At 72.1% G+C, this 16,125-nt stretch carries 14 protein-coding genes and 1 pseudogene; 8 read left to right on the top strand and 7 right to left on the bottom strand.

All coding sequences use genetic code 11. The features are described 5' to 3' along the window. Nucleotides 1-66: 66 nt before the first annotated feature. Together QTQ03_RS15810 and QTQ03_RS15805 are read right to left on the bottom strand one after the other, a co-directional pair. A complete protein-coding gene (locus tag QTQ03_RS15810; protein ID WP_289278706.1) occupies nucleotides 67-1,374 on the bottom strand; it encodes an ABC transporter substrate-binding protein in 1,308 nt (435 codons plus the stop codon). Nucleotides 1,375-1,599: 225 nt separating this feature from the next. Continuing rightward, entirely contained in the window at nucleotides 1,600-2,361 is a 762-nt protein-coding gene (locus QTQ03_RS15805; protein ID WP_289278705.1) for a maleylpyruvate isomerase N-terminal domain-containing protein, read from the bottom strand. Between the two features lie 66 nt (nucleotides 2,362-2,427). On the opposite strand from QTQ03_RS15805, the gene QTQ03_RS15800 reads away from it, so the two are divergent. Then, nucleotides 2,428-3,513, top strand: a complete 1,086-nt coding sequence (locus QTQ03_RS15800) for a UDP-N-acetylmuramate dehydrogenase (protein WP_289278704.1) — start codon at nucleotides 2,428-2,430, stop codon at nucleotides 3,511-3,513. 99 nt (nucleotides 3,514-3,612) lie between these two features. Here QTQ03_RS15800 and QTQ03_RS15795 read toward each other — a convergent pair whose 3' ends face one another. Then, a complete protein-coding gene (locus tag QTQ03_RS15795) occupies nucleotides 3,613-4,407 on the bottom strand; it encodes a class I SAM-dependent methyltransferase (RefSeq protein WP_289278703.1) in 795 nt (264 codons plus the stop codon). Nucleotides 4,408-4,420: 13 nt separating this feature from the next. Beyond that, on the bottom strand, nucleotides 4,421-5,185 hold the full coding sequence (locus QTQ03_RS15790; protein WP_289278702.1) for an SDR family NAD(P)-dependent oxidoreductase: 765 nt from the start codon (nucleotides 5,183-5,185) through the stop codon (nucleotides 4,421-4,423). A gap of 170 nt (nucleotides 5,186-5,355) precedes the next feature. Here QTQ03_RS15790 and mshA point away from each other — a divergent pair. From mshA to QTQ03_RS15770, 3 genes and pseudogenes are all read left to right on the top strand, one after another. Beyond that, nucleotides 5,356-6,698, top strand: a pseudogene (gene mshA, locus QTQ03_RS15780) (D-inositol-3-phosphate glycosyltransferase). Nucleotides 6,699-6,830: 132 nt separating this feature from the next. Further along, nucleotides 6,831-7,385 carry a type III secretion system chaperone family protein gene (locus QTQ03_RS15775; protein WP_289278701.1) on the top strand — a complete coding sequence of 185 codons (555 nt, stop codon included), beginning with the start codon at nucleotides 6,831-6,833 and terminating at the stop codon, nucleotides 7,383-7,385. Nucleotides 7,386-7,464: 79 nt separating this feature from the next. Then, nucleotides 7,465-8,403, top strand: a complete 939-nt coding sequence (locus tag QTQ03_RS15770) for a hypothetical protein (RefSeq protein WP_289278700.1) — start codon at nucleotides 7,465-7,467, stop codon at nucleotides 8,401-8,403. Nucleotides 8,404-8,842: 439 nt separating this feature from the next. Here the strand turns inward: QTQ03_RS15770 and QTQ03_RS15765 are convergent, their stop codons facing one another. Then, nucleotides 8,843-10,195: an MDR family MFS transporter gene (locus QTQ03_RS15765; protein ID WP_289280851.1), complete on the bottom strand. Its 1,353-nt coding sequence runs from the start codon at nucleotides 10,193-10,195 to the stop codon at nucleotides 8,843-8,845. Nucleotides 10,196-10,354: 159 nt separating this feature from the next. Between QTQ03_RS15765 and QTQ03_RS15760 the strand changes: the two genes are divergently transcribed. Next, nucleotides 10,355-11,122, top strand: a complete 768-nt coding sequence (locus tag QTQ03_RS15760) for a phosphoglyceromutase (protein ID WP_289278699.1) — start codon at nucleotides 10,355-10,357, stop codon at nucleotides 11,120-11,122. A gap of 52 nt (nucleotides 11,123-11,174) precedes the next feature. On the opposite strand, the gene phoU is transcribed toward QTQ03_RS15760, so the two are convergent. After that, complete coding sequence (gene phoU / locus QTQ03_RS15755) at nucleotides 11,175-11,831, bottom strand: phosphate signaling complex protein PhoU (protein ID WP_289280850.1); 657 nt, start codon at nucleotides 11,829-11,831, stop codon at nucleotides 11,175-11,177. A 199-nt stretch (nucleotides 11,832-12,030) separates the two neighbouring features. Here phoU and QTQ03_RS15750 point away from each other — a divergent pair, with 199 nt between their 5' ends. Next, on the top strand, nucleotides 12,031-13,320 hold the full coding sequence (locus tag QTQ03_RS15750; RefSeq protein ID WP_289278698.1) for a sensor histidine kinase: 1,290 nt from the start codon (nucleotides 12,031-12,033) through the stop codon (nucleotides 13,318-13,320). 22 nt (nucleotides 13,321-13,342) lie between these two features. Continuing rightward, on the top strand, nucleotides 13,343-14,026 hold the full coding sequence (locus QTQ03_RS15745) for a response regulator (protein WP_289278697.1): 684 nt from the start codon (nucleotides 13,343-13,345) through the stop codon (nucleotides 14,024-14,026). A gap of 213 nt (nucleotides 14,027-14,239) precedes the next feature. Here the strand turns inward: QTQ03_RS15745 and QTQ03_RS15740 are convergent, their stop codons facing one another. Next, complete coding sequence (locus tag QTQ03_RS15740; protein ID WP_289278696.1) at nucleotides 14,240-15,049, bottom strand: DUF3109 family protein; 810 nt, start codon at nucleotides 15,047-15,049, stop codon at nucleotides 14,240-14,242. Nucleotides 15,050-15,123: 74 nt separating this feature from the next. On the opposite strand from QTQ03_RS15740, the gene QTQ03_RS15735 reads away from it, so the two are divergent. Beyond that, nucleotides 15,124-16,068 (top strand): Ppx/GppA phosphatase family protein, encoded by a 945-nt coding sequence (locus QTQ03_RS15735; RefSeq protein WP_289278695.1) that lies wholly within the window; start codon nucleotides 15,124-15,126, stop codon nucleotides 16,066-16,068. Nucleotides 16,069-16,125: the final 57 nt, after the last annotated feature.

Here is a 16,125-nt window from a genome sequence, read left to right as displayed (position 1 = left end):
TTCCCCCGCCACCCGTTCCCCACCGGTCGGCGACGGTTCGCGGGGCCGGTGGGGAGCGGCGAGTGGCTACTTGGCGGCGGCCTTCTTCGAGTTCGTCACCGCGTCGGTCCAGCCCCGCTCGGGCGTACGCTGACCGAGCTCCACGGTGCGTACGGCGTTCTCCACCTCGGTGCGTACCGCCTGGTTCTTCGGGCCCATGTAGACCGGCTTCAGGCTCCTCGCCCCGGCGGCGAAGATCTGCCCCACCGGGGCGTCCGAGAAGTACGCGTTGGTGGCGTCGGTGATCGCCGGGTCGTCCAGCGCCTGTGGCGAGGACGGCAGTGGCCCCTTGGCCTTGAACGCGCCGATCTGGCCCTCGGCGCTGGTCAGGAACTTGGCGAGCTTGATCGCCTCGTCCTGGTGCTTGCTCTGCTTCGGCACGGCGAGGTACGAGCCGCCCCAGTTGCCGCCGGTGCCGGGCACCCGGGCGATGTCCCACTTGCCCTTGGCCGCCTCGCCGGCGTTGCCCTCGATGACCCCGGTCATCCAGGCGGGGCAGGCGATGGTGGCGAACTTGGCCTGCTTGAACGCGGCGACCCACTCCTCCGACCAGGCGCCGTACCTGCCGGACAGGCCGGAGTCGATGATGTCCATGGTGGTGTCCCAGGCCTGCTTCACGGCGGGGTTGGTGTCGACCACCAGGTTGTCGCTGGTGTCGTAGTAGTGGTAGCCCGAGGTGTTGCCCGCGGTCTGGAGCACGATCGTGTTGAACGTGTTGGTGGCCGCGTCCAGGAACGCCGCGCCGGTCTTCGCCGCCACGAACCTCTCGCCGACCCGGATGTAGTCTGGCCAGGTAGGCCATAGCGCGGACACGGCGTCCCGCTCGGTCGGCAGGCCGGCCTTGGCGAACAGGTCGGTGCGGTAGCACATCGCCATGCCCCCGACGTCGGTGCCGAGCCCGATGAGGTGCTTGCCGTCGGCGGTGAGTCCGCCGTTCCACTTCCAGTCCAGGAAGTTGCCCTTCAGTTCGGCCGCGCCGTGGTCGAGCAGGTTCACGAAGTTGTCCGGGTTGGCCTTGTACTCGACCAGCAGCCCTTCCTCGATCGCGACCACGTCGCCGGCGCCGTTGCCGGCCGCGAGCCACTGGGTGAGCTTCGGTGAGTACTCGTCGAGGTTGCTGCCGGTGCCCCGTTCGACGATCTTCACGCCGGGGTTGGCGGCGATGTACTCCTGGTACAGCTCGTCGTAGCCGAACTGGCCGAACACGTCGACGGTCAGCGTGACGGTGCCGTCGCCGGCGTCGTCGCCAGCACCGCCGCAGGCGGCGCTGGCGAACAGCGCGGTGGCGGCGACGAAGGCGACGGCCGCGAGGCGGCGGCGCGAGGTGGCACCCATGTCTCGGACCCCTCTCAGGTCGGGTTGGTGATGGTGGAGGTGTGAGAGAGCGCTCTCTCACACCTTGGCCTGTCCTCTTGACAGCTGTCAAGAGAGCGCTCTCTCACGTCGCTCCACCATCGCCACCCAGTGGTCACCCATAGAACATGGAGCGGCTGTCCGGCACCGGAACAGCCACTCCTCCCGTGAAGGTGCGCCTTCGTGCTGTCGGCGCGGGGCGGGCCGTCAGTCGGCGCGGAGACCGGCCAGCAGGGTGCGGTCACCGGCGACGGTGAGCGTGTCGAAGCTGACCCGGCCCCACAACGCCAGCAGCAGGTCGCTGGCCGTGCCGCTGACCTGGACGCGGGCGTGGTGCGCATCGTGGTCGAGGATCGTCGCGGTGTCGAGCAGCGCCACCCCCTCGCCGCGCAGCCGCAGGAACCACTCCTGTCCGGCGTCGGCAGCGGACAGCTGCACCAACCCGTGCCACGGCCCGCCCGGCCGGCGCCGGCCGGCGGGCAGCCAGGTGTCCAGCACCTCGCTCACCCCGTCCGCCGCGAGCTTCGACTCGATCGGCTCGCCGGCCGCGATGGCGAGCTGGGCGTCCCACCGGTGCACGGCCGTCTCGTGCGCCATCCGGCGCGGCCAGAACCCCGCCTTCTTCGGCTGGGGCGCCCAGTTCCAGGCCGGCGCCTCCGGGTCCAGCGCGTCGAAACGGGCCATCAGCTGGTCGTACGCCTGCTGCCAGAGCTCCAGCGGGGTCTCGTCGGGACCCGGCCGGGGCGGGCGGGAGCCGCCGACCGGCGCGGTGGTGGCGGCTGCGCCGGCCACCCCGTGCACCCAGTGGTAGACCCCCGCGAGGTGCAGCGTCAGATCGGTCACGGTCCAGCCGGGACAGGAGAGCACCGGTGTCTCGGGCGGCGCCTGCGCGATCGCGGCGGCGAACGCGGGGCCCTCCGCCCGGAGCGCCCCGATCCAGAAGTCCTTCGTGCCGTGCAGTCTGCTCATCGCCATCCCGGGGGACCGGGCTACCAGTGGGTGCCGCGGCTACCCCTCCAGCCTAGGGTGAGGAGCGTGTCAGAGGTCTACATCCAGTCGACAACCGGTGCCGAACCCGACGCTTTGTGCCACCTGGCCCGATACACGACACTTCGGCTCGGTGGCCTCGCGGCCCGCGTCGTCACCGCAACCAGCGCCGACGAGATCGTCCGCAGCGTACGGGAGGCGGGCGAGCCGGTCCTGATCCTCGCCGGTGGCAGCAACGTGGTGATCGGCGACGCGGGCTTCCCCGGGACCGTGGTCCTGGTCCGGTCCCGGGGGGTCCAGGTGGTCGCGGATGACGCCGGCACCGTCACCGTGCGGGTCGAGGCCGGCGAACCGTGGGACGACCTGGTCGCGGCCACGGTGGCCAACGGCTGGTCCGGCCTGGAGTGCCTTTCCGGGATCCCCGGGTCCACCGGAGCCACCCCGATCCAGAACGTCGGCGCGTACGGGCAGGAGGTCGCGGAGACGATCGTCGGGGTGCGGGTCTACGACCGGGTGGCCGGCCGCACCACCACCCTCGCTGCCGCCGACTGCGGCTTCGCGTACCGGTCCAGCATCTTCAAGAACAGCGACCGCTGGGTGGTGCTGTCGGTCGACTTCCGCCTGACCCGGTCGCCGCTGTCCGGTCCGATCCGGTACGCGGAGCTGGCCCGGGCGCTCGACGTCGAGGTCGGTGACCGGGTGCCGCTGGCCGACGCGCGGGCCGTCGTGCTGCGGCTGCGCGCCGGCAAGGGCATGGTGCTGGACGCCGCCGACCCGGACACCTGGTCGGTCGGGTCGTTCTTCACCAACCCGGTGCTCGACCGGGCCGCGTACGAGCGGCTGCGGGAGCGGGCCGCCGACGTCGGTGAGCCGCCGTCCTGGCCCGGCGCCGAGGATACGGTGAAGGTCAGCGCCGCCTGGCTGATCGACAGGGCCGGCTTCGGTAAGGGCCACCCCGGTCCGGACGGCGCCGTCACCATCTCCACCAAGCACACCCTGGCCCTGACCCACCGCAGCGGCGCCGCCCGGACGGAGGACCTGGTCGCCCTCGCCCGCGAGATCCGCGCAGGCGTCGAATCCCGCTTCGGCGTAACCCTCCACCCCGAACCTGTCCTCATCAACTGCACCCTGTAACCCCCTCCTGTCCCGGCCCCCGTGATCTCGCGTCTCCCGCCGCCCACGAACAGGCCGGCAGCCTGAACGAGCCACGAGGCAAGGGGCGGAAGGAGGGATCTAGCGGGGGGCTGTGGCGGACCAGGGGACGGTCAGCAGTCCCCGGCGCCAGTGGCGCGGCCGGCCGAGGACCGGCCAGCCGGACTCGCGGACCGTGGTCACCGCCCGGAGCCAGCGTTGACGGGGGCCGTACGGAGCGTACGGGGCCGCGGTGTGCCAGGCATGTTCGAGGGCGCGGAGCAGCGCGTGGATGGGCTCACCGTCGACGTTGCGGTGGATGAGCGCCTTCGGGAGGCGTTCGGCGAGCTGGGCCGGGCTCGCCAGCGTGCTGAGCCGGGCGGCGAGGGTCAGCGAGCGCGGGCCGTCGGCGTCCAACAGCACCCAGGCGCCGAGCCGGCCCAGCTCGTCGCAGGTCCCCTCGATCAGCAGGCCGCCCGGGGCCAGCGCGGCGGTCATCGTCGCCCAAGCCGCCGGCACCTCGCGCTCGTCGTACTGGCGGAGCACGTTGAACGCGCGGACCAGAGCGGGGCGCAGCCCGGCCAGCTCGAAGCCGCCCCGGGCGAAGGTGAGCCAGGGCGGATCGGCGGCGGGTCGGGCGGCGGCGACGCGTACCGGATCGATCTCCAGCCCGACCACCCGGACATCGGTGCGGACGGCGGCGGCCAGCCGGGCCCGCAGCTCGACGGCAGTGACCGGGGTGGCGCCGTAACCGAGGTCGACGACCAGCGGGTCCGCGGTGGCGCGCAGCGCGTCCCCGCAGGTCTCGACGATCCAGTTGTCCACCCGGCGCAGCCGGTTGGGGTTGGTCGTCCCGCGGGTGACCACGCCCACCGGGCGCCGCGCCGATCCCGCCATCACGCCACCCGGCTCAGCCGACCCGGTGCACCTTGTGCTGCGCGGCCTGCGCCAGTGGGCGGACCACCAGGCGGTCGACGTTGACGTGGTGCGGGCGGGTGGCACACCAGGCGATGCAGTCGGCTACGTCGTCGGCGACCAGCGGATCGGGAACCCCGGCGTAGACGGCGGTGGCCTGCGCGGCGTCCCCGTCGAAGCGGACCAGCGAGAACTCGTCGGTCCGCACCATGCCGGGGTCGATCTCGACGACCCGGACCGGCCGGCCGCACAGCTCCAGGCGCAGCGTGCCGGCGACCGCGGTCTGCGCGTGCTTGGCGGCGGCGTAGCCGCCCCCGCCCTCGTACACGGTGAAGCCGGCGGTGGACGAGACGACGACGATGGTGCCGGCCGCGGAGGACACCAGCGCGGGCAACAGCGCCTGCGTGACCCGCAGGGTGCCCAGCACGTTCACGTCGTACATCCACTGCCAGTCGCCGATCGAGCCGGTCTCCACCGGGTCCAGCCCGCGTGCCCCCCCGGCGTTGTTGACCAGCAGGGTGACGGGCCCCGGGGCCGCCGCGGCCGCGGCGGCGAGCCCGGCCACCGACTCGTCGGAGGTTACGTCGCAGGCGACCGCGGTGGCTGAGCCCCCCGCGTCCCGGATCTCCGTGACCAGGCCGGTGAGCCGGTCGACACGCCGGGCGGCGGCCAGCACGTGAAACCCTTCGACGGCGAGCCGGCGGGCGGTGGCCGCACCGATCCCGCTGGATGCTCCGGTGACGACGGCGACAGATGTCATCCGCCCATTCTCACCCCCGGCGCCGGCCGACGGCGCAATGAGGTCCGTCACGCCTGAAGACGTCGTTAGGCATTACCGATCCCCGATGGGGAAGATGGCACCCGGCGTGGGGGTTGACCGAGAAGCGCCGGTCGTGCGGACGGCAATAACCGTGACAGTGGGGAGCGGACGTGGCGGAACAGCACACCGGTGTCGGTCGTCAGCGAGGTGCCCGTCCGTGGCCCCGTCGCATCGCCACGCTCTCGGTGCACACCTCGCCGCTGCACCAGCCCGGCACCGGCGACGCCGGTGGGATGAACGTCTACATTCTCGAGGTCGCCCGGCGGCTCGCCGAGCGGGACGTCGAGGTGGAGATCTTCACCCGGGCCACCTCCGGCGACCTGCCACCGGAGGTGGAGATGGCGCCCGGCGTCCATGTCCGGCACATCATCTCCGGCCCCCTCGGGGGCTGACCAAGGAGGAGCTGTCCGGACAACTCTGCGCGTTCACCGCCGGGGTGTTGCGTGCGGAGGCGGCGCGGCCGCCGGGCCACTACGACCTGATCCACTCGCACTACTGGCTCTCCGGGCAGGTCGGCTGGCTGTCCAAGGAGCGCTGGGGGGTGCCGTTGGTGCACAGCGCGCACACCCTCGCCAAGGTGAAGAACGCGCAGCTCGCCGCCGGGGACCGCCCGGAGCCCAAGGCCCGGGTGATCGGTGAGGAGCAGGTGGTCGCCGAGGCCGACCGGCTGGTCGCCAACACCAAGGTCGAGGCCGGCGACCTGATCGACCGGTACGACGCCGATCCGACCAGGGTCGCGGTCGTCGAGCCCGGCGTGGACCTGGCCCGTTTCCACCCCGTCCGCGGTGAGCGGGAGCGGACCCGGATCGCCGCCCGCCGCCGCGTCGGCCTGCCCGAGACCGGGTACGTGGTGGCTTTCGTCGGCCGGATCCAGCCGCTCAAGGCGCCGGACGTGCTGATCCGCGCGGCGGCGGCACTGCGCGAGCGGGACCCGGTGCTCGCCGAGGAGCTGACCGTGGTCGTCTGCGGCGGGCCAAGCGGTAGCGGGCTCGACCGGCCGACCGCGCTGATGGAGCTGGCCGCCGCGCTGGGCGTCACCGACCGGGTGCGGTTCCTGCCGCCGCTCACCGGCGACGACCTGCCCGCCCTGTACCGGGCGGCGGACCTGGTGGCGGTCCCGTCGTACAACGAGAGCTTCGGACTGGTCGCGCTGGAGGCCCAGGCCTGTGGTACGCCGGTCGTGGCAGCCGCCGTCGGCGGCCTGGTCACGGCGGTCCGCGACCAGGTCAGCGGCGTCCTCGTGGCCGGCCACGACCCGGTCGACTGGGCCCGTACGCTGGCGCGCCTGTTGCCGGACGTGGGTGGGCGGGCGGAGTTGGCCCGGGGCGCTCAGCGGCACGCCCGCAGCTTCTCCTGGGATCGCACGGTCTCCGCGCTGCTGGACGTCTACGGTGAGGCGATCGTCGAACACCGTGCCCGGCTGACGTCCGAACTCGCCACCTGCGCCTGGTGAGGAGGCGCCTGGTGAGGAGGGGCGCCTGGTGGGCGGACCGGCGCCGCCAGACGCCAGCGGTGGAGTGCGCGCCCCGGTCGATACCGGCGTCGCCACGGGCGCGGGTGCCGGGGCGACCGTAGAGTGGGTGCGATGAGCGGGAAGAACGATCTCGGAGCTTTGATCGAGTCGGCCTGCGACGAGCGGGACCTTGCCTGGGAGCCCACCGGCCCGCACTCGTACGCGGTCACCCTGCCCGGCACCCACAAACTCAAGACGATCTGCAACCTGGTCGTCGGTGAGCACGCGTTGCGGATCGAGGCCTTCGTGATGCGCCAGCCGGACGAGCGCCGGGAGGAACTCTGGGCCTGGCTGCTCCAGCGCAACGCCCGGATGTACGGGGTCTCCTTCTCCATCGACGCGGTCGGTGACGTCTACCTGACCGGCCGGGTCAATCCCGCCGGTGTCGACGCCGACGAACTGGACCGGCTGCTCGGGGCGGTGCTGACGTACGCGGACGAGTCCTTCGACACCATGCTGGAGATCGGCTTCGGCACCTCGATCCGCCGGGAATGGGAGTGGCGGGTCAAGCGCGGTGAGTCCACCGCGAACCTCGCGGCCTTCGCGCACCTCTTCGAGTCTTCTGCCACCGGTGGCGAGGCCGCTGCGGACACCCGCTCGGCCGCCGGAGGTTCGGACCGGACCTGACGGGTATGCCGCACCGCGCGGTGCAGCACTGGGATCCGCCGCGTGCCGAGGGACGGACTGTCGAGGAGCGTGAGCGCCCATGGCTCAGCGAAGCAGCTCAGGTCGCGGCGGGACTGCGACCCGGACCGGACGACAGACGGGGAACCGGACCCCGAACACCCCGCAGGTCTCCGAATCCGCCATCACCCGAATGAGGGTGGACGAGATCCGTGGTCAGTTGCGCCGGCACGGGGTCTCCGGCGTCTCCACGCTGCGCAAGCCGGAGTTGGTGAAGACCCTCGTGAGGACCCTGCGGGCAGCGGGCCGCCCCGGCGCGGCGGCCCGCGCGAGCACCGGTCCGGCGGGCCGCGCGGCGGGCACCAGGGCGTCGGCGGGCCGCGCGGCGGCCACGAGGAAGACGGCCGGTCGCACCACGACGGCCCGGGCGAAGGCCGCGCCGGCCCGGGCGAAGGCGGTGCCGGCGAACAAGTCCGCGCCGGCGAAGAAGGCCGCGGCGAAGCGGGCCGCCGCCCGCGGGGCCGTGCCGGCGAAGACGGCACCGGCCAAGCCGGCGAAGCGGGCCACACCGGCGAAGAAGGCGGCGGCGAAGCGGGCCGCACCGGCGGCGAAGAAGGCTGCGGACGGGGCCGGTCCGGCCCGAGGTGCGGCGGTACGGATCGGGCCGTTCTCGTCGCGTTCGGTCCGGTCGTCGCAGGTCATCTCGTCGCTGGAGGACCGGCCGGAGCGTCTCGGTCGGAGCCTGGTCACCACCAACCACGATGTCATCCGGCGGTGGGCGCGACAGCGGAACGCGAAACCGGCCACGATCGCCGGCACGGAACGCGACGGCCGCGCCGGCGTGCTCACCTTCAACCTACCGGGCTACCGGGAGAGCAACCGGGTACGCGAGATCACCTGGGCTGAGTGGTTCCGGACGTTCGAGCTGCGAAAGCTGAACCTGATCTACCAGGAGCGGCTGCGGGACGGCCGGCCGAGCAACTTCTTCCGGACCGAATCACCCGATCGGGAGGCCGGGTGAGGTGTTTGCGGGAGTGGCCATCGGGTAGTCGCTGTCGACCGCCCCGGGACCTCAGGAGGCGGGGTGACACCGGGTCGGAGGCGAGTCCTGTGACCGGCGAGACAGTCGGTTCAGGTTGAAACCACATTCCGGGCGAACTAACTTTATTGTACCGCGCCGGGCTCGGATCCGTTCGGGGGAGCGGAGGATCGATCAGATCTGTGCACCGAGTGAGGCGTGGAGGACGGGTGGACCGACACCGTTGGGGGACGGTGGCCCACCCGTTTGGACCGGCGGCGTGAGCGGGCGCCGCTTACGGGGGTGAGTGTCGCCCGCCGCCGCCGGTCATATACGCGCAACGCCCACCGCGACGACGTCGCGGTGGGCGTTGCGCGTACCGGCCCGGAGCCCGATCAGGCCGGAGGAATCCGGGGGTTCTCGCGCTCCGGTGTGCCGCGCCTCATGCCTGGCCGGTGCCGACCGTGCGGGAGTGTGTGCCACCGTCGGTCTCGGTCGACTGCTGCGGCTCGACCGGTGCGGTGGCCTCGGCGGCCTCGGGTGCGGACGGGCGGAGGGGGGCGGTCGGGGCCATCGGCTGCGTCGCGGCCCGCAGGGCGGTGGCGCGGCGCTCCCGCGCCGGTCCGGAGACCAGGTGCGCCACCGCCATCAACCCGCCGATCGTGGCACAGCCCAGCCAGAGCGCGGTGTTGCCGGCCTGCTCCCGGACGAGGCCGCCGAGGACCGGCGCGGCGGCGCCGGCCACCTGCCAGGACAGTGAGAAGACACCCTGGTAGCGACCGCGAAGCTCATTCGGGGAGAGTTCGGCGATCAGGGTTGCGTTGGACGGCGAGTTGAGCATCTCGCCGACGGTCCAGATCAGTACGGTCAGGCCGTAGAACCAGGCGGTCTCGGCGAACGCGGTCAGGCCGAACCCGACCCCCATCACCACCGCGGCCAGGGCCAGCACGTGCGAGCGGCTACGGCCCTTGATGAGCCGCGGCACGAAGAGCTGACCCACCACGATCAGGACGCCGTTGAGGGCGATCACCGAACCGTACGTGGTGGGGCTGAGCCCGGCGTCGCCCATGGCGATCGGCAGCATCGAGATGTGCTGGAGGAACACCAGCGCGGCGAAGAGGTTCAGCGTCACGAAGCCGAGGTAGACGCGGTCGGACAGGATGGTGCGCAGTGCGCCGGCTGGTGCCGCCGTCCGCCCGGTGCCGGCCACCGTCGATCTGCGGGTCTCGCCGACCCTCAGGAAGATGATCAGCGCGGTGACCAGCGTGGTGGCCGCGTCGACCAGGAAGAGCAGCAGGTAGCCGGCCTCGGCCGCGATCCCGGCGAGCACGGCGGCGCAGGCGAAGCCGAGGTTGATCGCCCAGTAGTTCAGGGAGAAGGCCCGCAGTCGGTCCTTGGCCGGGACCACGTCGATCATCATCGCGCCGAAGGCGGGCCGGACCGCCTCGGCGAAGAGGCCGAGCAGCAGGGCGCCGAGCGCGACTGTCCACATGTCCCGGGCGAAGCCCAGGGCCAGCATCATGCTCGCCGCGCCGAGGTGGGCGGTGAGCAGGGTGGGGCGGCGTCCCCAACGGTCGGCGAGCGTGCCGCCGATCGTGGTGCCCACCGCGCCGCCGACCCCCCAGAGCCCCAGCACCAGGCCGGCCTGGGCGGCGGAGAAGCCGCGTTCCTGGGTGAGGTAGATGGCGAGGAAGACCAGGACGAACGAGCCGAGCCGGTTGATCAGCGTGCCGGTCCACAGGTACCAGAAGGTGCGGGGCAACCCGCCGGCCGTATCGTGTAGCCAACCCCGCATCGTCCGCACGTCGGCGCCCCCGCTCCGTAATGACCGACATCATCTCAGCGCCTTACAACCTAGTGTCGGCTCTGGACCGCGGTCACCGGATTTTCCACGTGGTGGTCGTCACCACCCTTCACGCGCGGCCGGTCGGTCGGGTGGGGCAGGATGATCCGCATGACTGCTAGCGAAGGGCCCACCGTCGGGACGCTGGTCCTGCTGCGGCACGGCGAGAGCGACTGGAACGCCAAGAACCTCTTCACCGGCTGGGTCGACGTCGACCTGACCGGCAAGGGCGAGACCGAGGCACGCCGCGGTGGCGAGCTGCTGCGCGAGCACAGCCTGCTGCCGGATGTGGTGCACACCAGCCTCTTGCGCCGGGCGATCCGCACCGCCGAGCTGGCGCTGAACGCCGCCGACCGGCACTGGATCGCGGTGCGCCGGTCGTGGCGGCTCAACGAGCGCCACTACGGCGCACTACAGGGCAAGAACAAAAAGCAGACCCTCGACGAGTACGGCGAGGAGCAGTTCATGCTCTGGCGCCGGTCGTACGACACCCCGCCGCCGCCGATCCCGGACGACGACGAGTGGTCGCAGGTCGGCGACCCGCGCTACAAGCTACTGCCGACCGAGCTGATGCCACGGACGGAGTGCCTGAAGGACGTCGTGGAGCGGATGCTGCCGTACTGGTACGACTCGATCGTGCCGGACATCCTCGCCGGCCGGACGGTGCTGGTGGCGGCGCACGGCAACTCGCTGCGCGCGCTGGTCAAGCACCTCGACGAGATCAGCGACGAGGCGATCGCGAAGCTGAACATCCCGACCGGGATCCCGCTGCGCTACGACCTCGACCCGCAGCTGCGCCCACTCACGCTGGGCGGCACCTACCTGGACCCGGAGGCGGCGAGGGCGGCCGCCGCCGCGGTCGCCAACCAGGGCCGCTGAGCGCGCGCGGAGGCGCCCGGTCGGCGGACCGGACGCCTCCGCCGCGTCTCGACTACTCGCCGGCCGAGCTGGCGGTCTCGCCGGTGATCAGATAGACGACGTGCTCGGCGGCGTTGACCGCGTGGTCGGCGAAGCGCTCGTAGAAGCGCCCGAGCAGGGTCGCGTCGATCGCGGTCTCCACACCGTACGGCCAGTCGTCGCCGAGCAGCACGCCGAACAGATTCCTGTGCAGGTCGTCCATCGCGTCGTCGTCACGGTCCAGCTCGGCCGCCAGGTTGGCGTCGGGCTTGGCCAGCACCGCGGCGATCTTCCCGCCCATCCGGTCGGCGATGTTCGCCATGTCGGTGAAGACCGGCCGTAGTTCCGCTGGCACGGCCGGCGACGGGTGCCGGCGCAGCGCCGTCTTCGCCACGTGGTCGGCGAGGTCGCCCATCCGCTCGAGGTCGGCGGCCACGTGCAGCGCGGTGATCATCGCGCGCAGGTCGGAGGCGACCGGGGCCTGCCGGGCGAGCAGGTCGCAGACCCGCTCCTCGACGTGGCGGTAGAGGTCGTCGATCTCCGCGTCCCGCTCGATCACCGTCTCCGCCGCCGTCCGGTCGGCGGTGAGCAGGGCGCGGGTGGCCTGCCGCATCGCGGCGCGGACTCCCTCCGCCATGTCCACCAGTAGCTGGCTGACGATCTGTAGATCGGCCCGGAACTCCGCTCGCATGGTCACGTCCTGTGGTTGGTGCCGCCGGCGGTAGCCGGCGTCGGGATCAGGTGTGCGGCCCACGGTAAGGGGGAACGGGCGGACCGTAGATGAACCATGGTGAACGACGCTGGACGCATCAGTGAACTTTCCTGAACATGAGAGTGTTTCATCCGGTTCTGGGGGGTCGTCAGGTTAACAGTGACCCTACGATCGCCGCGTGGAATGGGCGGTGGCGGTCGCAGGGGCCGTGGGCGTGGTGGCCGGGCTGGCGGCCGGGGTGCTGCTGCCCCGGTTCCGCCCGGCGCTGCGCCGACCCTCCGCCTCGACAGGGAGCCGCTGGTCCGGCTTCCTCCGGAGCAAGGGGAGGCTCGCGATAGCCGAAGATCCGCAGTCCGGCCTCGGTGGCCGGACCATCGACTCCCTCCGGGCCGGCGTCGTCGTGCTGGACGCTGACGATGTTCCGGTCCTGGTCAACCCGGCGGCCCGCGCGATGGGGCTGCTCCGTGCGGGCGCCACACCGGGTGCGATCGCCGCTCATCCTCTGATCCGTACGCTCGCGGGTCAGGTCCGGCGCACCGGCGTTCGCCGCGAGATCGAGCTGGACCTGCCGCGGGGTCGCGACAACGCCGGGGAGAACCCGCTCGGCGTGCACCTGCGGGCGGTCGGGCTGGGCGCCGGCTACATCGCGGTGGAGGCGGCCGACGTGACCGAGTCGCACCGGCTCGCCCGGGTCCGGCGTGACTTCGTGGCCAACGTGAGTCACGAGTTGAAGACCCCGATCGGCGCCCTGCAACTGCTGGCGGAGGCGCTGGTGGACGCCACCGAGCCAACCGGCGACGGCCCGCCGGACCTCTCCGAGGATCTGGTGGCGGCGCGCCGGTTCGCCGAGCGGATCCAGCACGAGTCGACCCGGCTGGGACGACTCGTGCAGGAGCTGCTGGAGCTGACCCGGCTCCAGGGCGCCGAACCGCAGCCCGCGCCGGAGCCGGTCGCGGTGGACTGGGTGATCGCCGAGGTGGTCGACCGGACCCGGACCAGCGCCAGCGCCCGGCACATCGACGTGCTGGTCGACGGCGAGCGCGGGCTGACCGTGTACGGCAGCGACACCCAGCTCGCCACCGCTGTGTCGAACCTGGTCGAGAACGCCATCAACTACTCGGGCGAGGACACCACGGTCCGGATCGTCGCGCGGGCGGACGACGAGCACGTCACGATCGCCGTCGCCGACCAGGGCATCGGCATCGCCCCGACCGACGTCGACCGGATCTTCGAGCGGTTCTACCGGGCCGACCAGGCCCGGTCCCGCGCGACCGGCGGCACGGGGCTGGGGCTCGCCATCGTCAAACACATCGCCAGCAATCATGGCGGACGGGTCGAGGTGTCGAGCACTCTTGGTGGGGGGTCGACGTTCACCCTCCGGCTGCCCGCCCGTCCACCGGACGACCTTCTGGCGACATTGCCCTCAGCTGGGATCGAGGCCGGTCCGGCCGAGCTCCGGCAGGTCTGACAGTAATGAAAGGAAAACTCCGTTGAGCCGCGTTCTGGTGGTGGAGGACGAGGAGTCGTTCTCCGACGCCCTGTCGTACATGCTGCGTAAGGAAGGCTTCGAGGTCTCCGTCGCCGCGACAGGCCCCTCCGCCCTCACCGAGTTCGACCGGACCGGCGCGGACATCGTGCTGCTCGACCTGATGCTGCCCGAGATGTCGGGCACCGAGGTGTGCCGGCAGCTCCGGCAGCGCTCGCACGTGCCGATCATCATGGTCACCGCCCGGGACAGCGAGATCGACAAGGTGGTCGGGCTGGAGATCGGCGCCGACGACTATGTGACGAAGCCGTACTCGCCACGCGAGCTGGTCGCCCGCATCCGGGCGGTGCTGCGCCGGCAGAGCACCGAGGCGGCCGAGTCGGGCGCGCCGACGCTGGCTGCCGGGCCGGTCCGGATGGACATCGAGCGGCACGTGGTCACCGTCGGCGGGGCCGCCGTGCAGCTGCCGCTCAAGGAGTTCGAGCTGTTGGAGCTCCTGCTGCGCAACGCCGGGCGGGTGCTCACCCGGGGCCAGCTCATCGACCGGGTCTGGGGGGCCGACTACGTCGGCGACACCAAGACGCTGGACGTGCACGTCAAGCGGCTCCGCTCCAAGATCGAGCCGGAGCCGTCCGCTCCGCGCTTCATCGTCACGGTCCGCGGCCTGGGCTACAAGTTCGAGCCGTGACCTGGCGTACCGAGAGAGGGGCCCGCGCTGATCGCGCGGGCTCCTCTTCTCGTCGTCGCCGGCGCTGATCGTCGTCGCCGGCGGACAGGATGTCGCAGCCGGGTCGGGCGGCGCACGCCGTGCCCGGTGCTCGCGGTCGACCGTAAACCCGAGTCGGGTTCGGGTCGACGCGGTTCACGGCCCGAGGGGGAGTGCGAACTCGAACCGCGCTGTTCAGCCCTGGCTGGCCGGATGGGGGGCGATCTGGCCCTGGTGCAGCCGGGTCACGCACAGCTCGGCCAGCTTCGCGTACGCGGGGGCGCCGATCAGGGCGGTCAGCTCCGGGCCGTACGAGACGTACATCGGTTCGGCGCCCACGTGCGCGTCGGTCGACGAGGTGCACCACCAGTGCAGGTCGTGCCCGCCGGCACCCCAACCCCGGCGGTCGAACTCGCCCAGCGTGGACACCAGCACCTTCGTGGTGTCCGGTCGCTTGATCCACTCCTGGTCGCGGCGGACCGGCAGCTGCCAGCAGACGTCCGGCTTGTATTCCAGCGGATGCACGCCGGCGCGCAGGGCCTGGGCGTGCAGGGCGCAGCCGGCCCCGCCCGGGAAGTCGGGGTCGTTGAGGAAGACGCACGGGCCGTCGCCGTCGCGGGTGGCAGTCCGGCGGGCCGGTGTCTTGCCGTCGACCGTGTCGCTCACGGTCCAGTTCTTGAAGCCCCGGCGGTGATGCTGCCAGGTCGCCGGCGTCAGCCGCTTCACCGCGGCGCGGACCCGCTTCTCGTCGTCGGAGTCGGTGAAGAAGGCGCCGTGCGAGCAGCACCCCTCTGCGGCCCGGTTGGCGACGATCCCATGGCAGCCACGACCGAAGACGCAGGTCCACCGGGACAGCAGCCAGGTCAGGTCGGCGCGGACCAGGTGTGTTTCGTCGGCCGGGTCGACGAACTCGATCCACTCCCGCGGGAAATCCAGCGGCACCTCGCGGCCGCGCGGGTCGCCCGGGTCGTCCACCAGCACCCGGAGCTCGATCTGCCCTGTCATTCGGCCCAGCCTACGCCCGGTGGCCCCGGCGGGCCGGTGAGCCGGGCGAACGTGTTGGCCCTAGGGTTCTTCCCATGCGACTGGGTGTCCTCGATGTCGGGTCCAACACGGTGCACCTGCTGGTGGTCGACGGCCACCGCGGCGCCCACCCCTGGCCGGCCCACTCGGAGAAGGTGGTGCTGCGGCTGGCCGAGCAGATCGGCCCGGACGGCGCGCTGACCGACGCCGGTGCGGACGCCTTGGTGAAGGCGGTCGGAACGGCGAAGGAGGCGGCGGCCGGGCTGGACACCGACGACCTGTTGGCGTTCGCCACCTCGGCGGTCCGCGACGCCACCAACTCCTCCGACGTGCTGACCCGGGTCCGCGACGAGACCGGCGTACGACTGGAGGTCCTCTCCGGCGCCGACGAAGCCCGGATGACCTTCCTCGCGGTGCGGCGCTGGTTCGGCTGGTCGGCCGGGCGTCTGCTGGTGCTCGACATCGGCGGTGGGTCACTGGAGATCGCGGCCGGTATCGACGAGGAGCCGGACGCCGCCGTCTCGCTGCCGCTCGGCGCCGGTCGGCTCACCCGTGACCGTCTCCGGGTCTGTCCGGACAGCGCCACGCCGCCGCTGGCCGAGCTGGTGGAGGACCTGCGGGCGTACGTGGACGAGCGGCTCGACCCGGTGGTCGAGCAGCTGACCGAGGTGGACTGGGAGCGCCCCGTCGCCACCTCGAAGACCTTCCGCACGCTGGCCCGCCTTGCCGGGGCGGCCCCCTCCGGGGCCGGTCTGTGGGCACGTCGCCGGCTCACCCGTGCCGGGCTGCGGCAGGTGCTGGGCTTCATCCGGCACATTCCCCCGGCCCAGCTCGTCGAGTTGGAGGGGGTCAGCGTCAGCCGCGCCCACCAACTGCTCGCCGGCGCGGTGGTGGCCGAGGCGGTGATGCGCCGCCTGGACATCGACGCGCTGGACATCTGCCCCTGGGCATTGCGGGAGGGCGTGATCCTGCGCCGGCTGGATCAGCTCGCGCCAACGTGACGTCCGTACGGGACCCGGCCGTGTTTGCGGGTGCTCGTCCTGATGCCTCCCATCGAC

This window comes from Micromonospora sp. WMMA1363 (genome assembly GCF_030345795.1).
In the GTDB taxonomy this organism is placed as follows: Bacteria; Actinomycetota; Actinomycetes; order Mycobacteriales; family Micromonosporaceae; genus Micromonospora.
The sequence above is the reverse complement of the archived record's forward strand: the minus strand, read 5'-3'. Positions and strand labels throughout refer to the sequence as shown.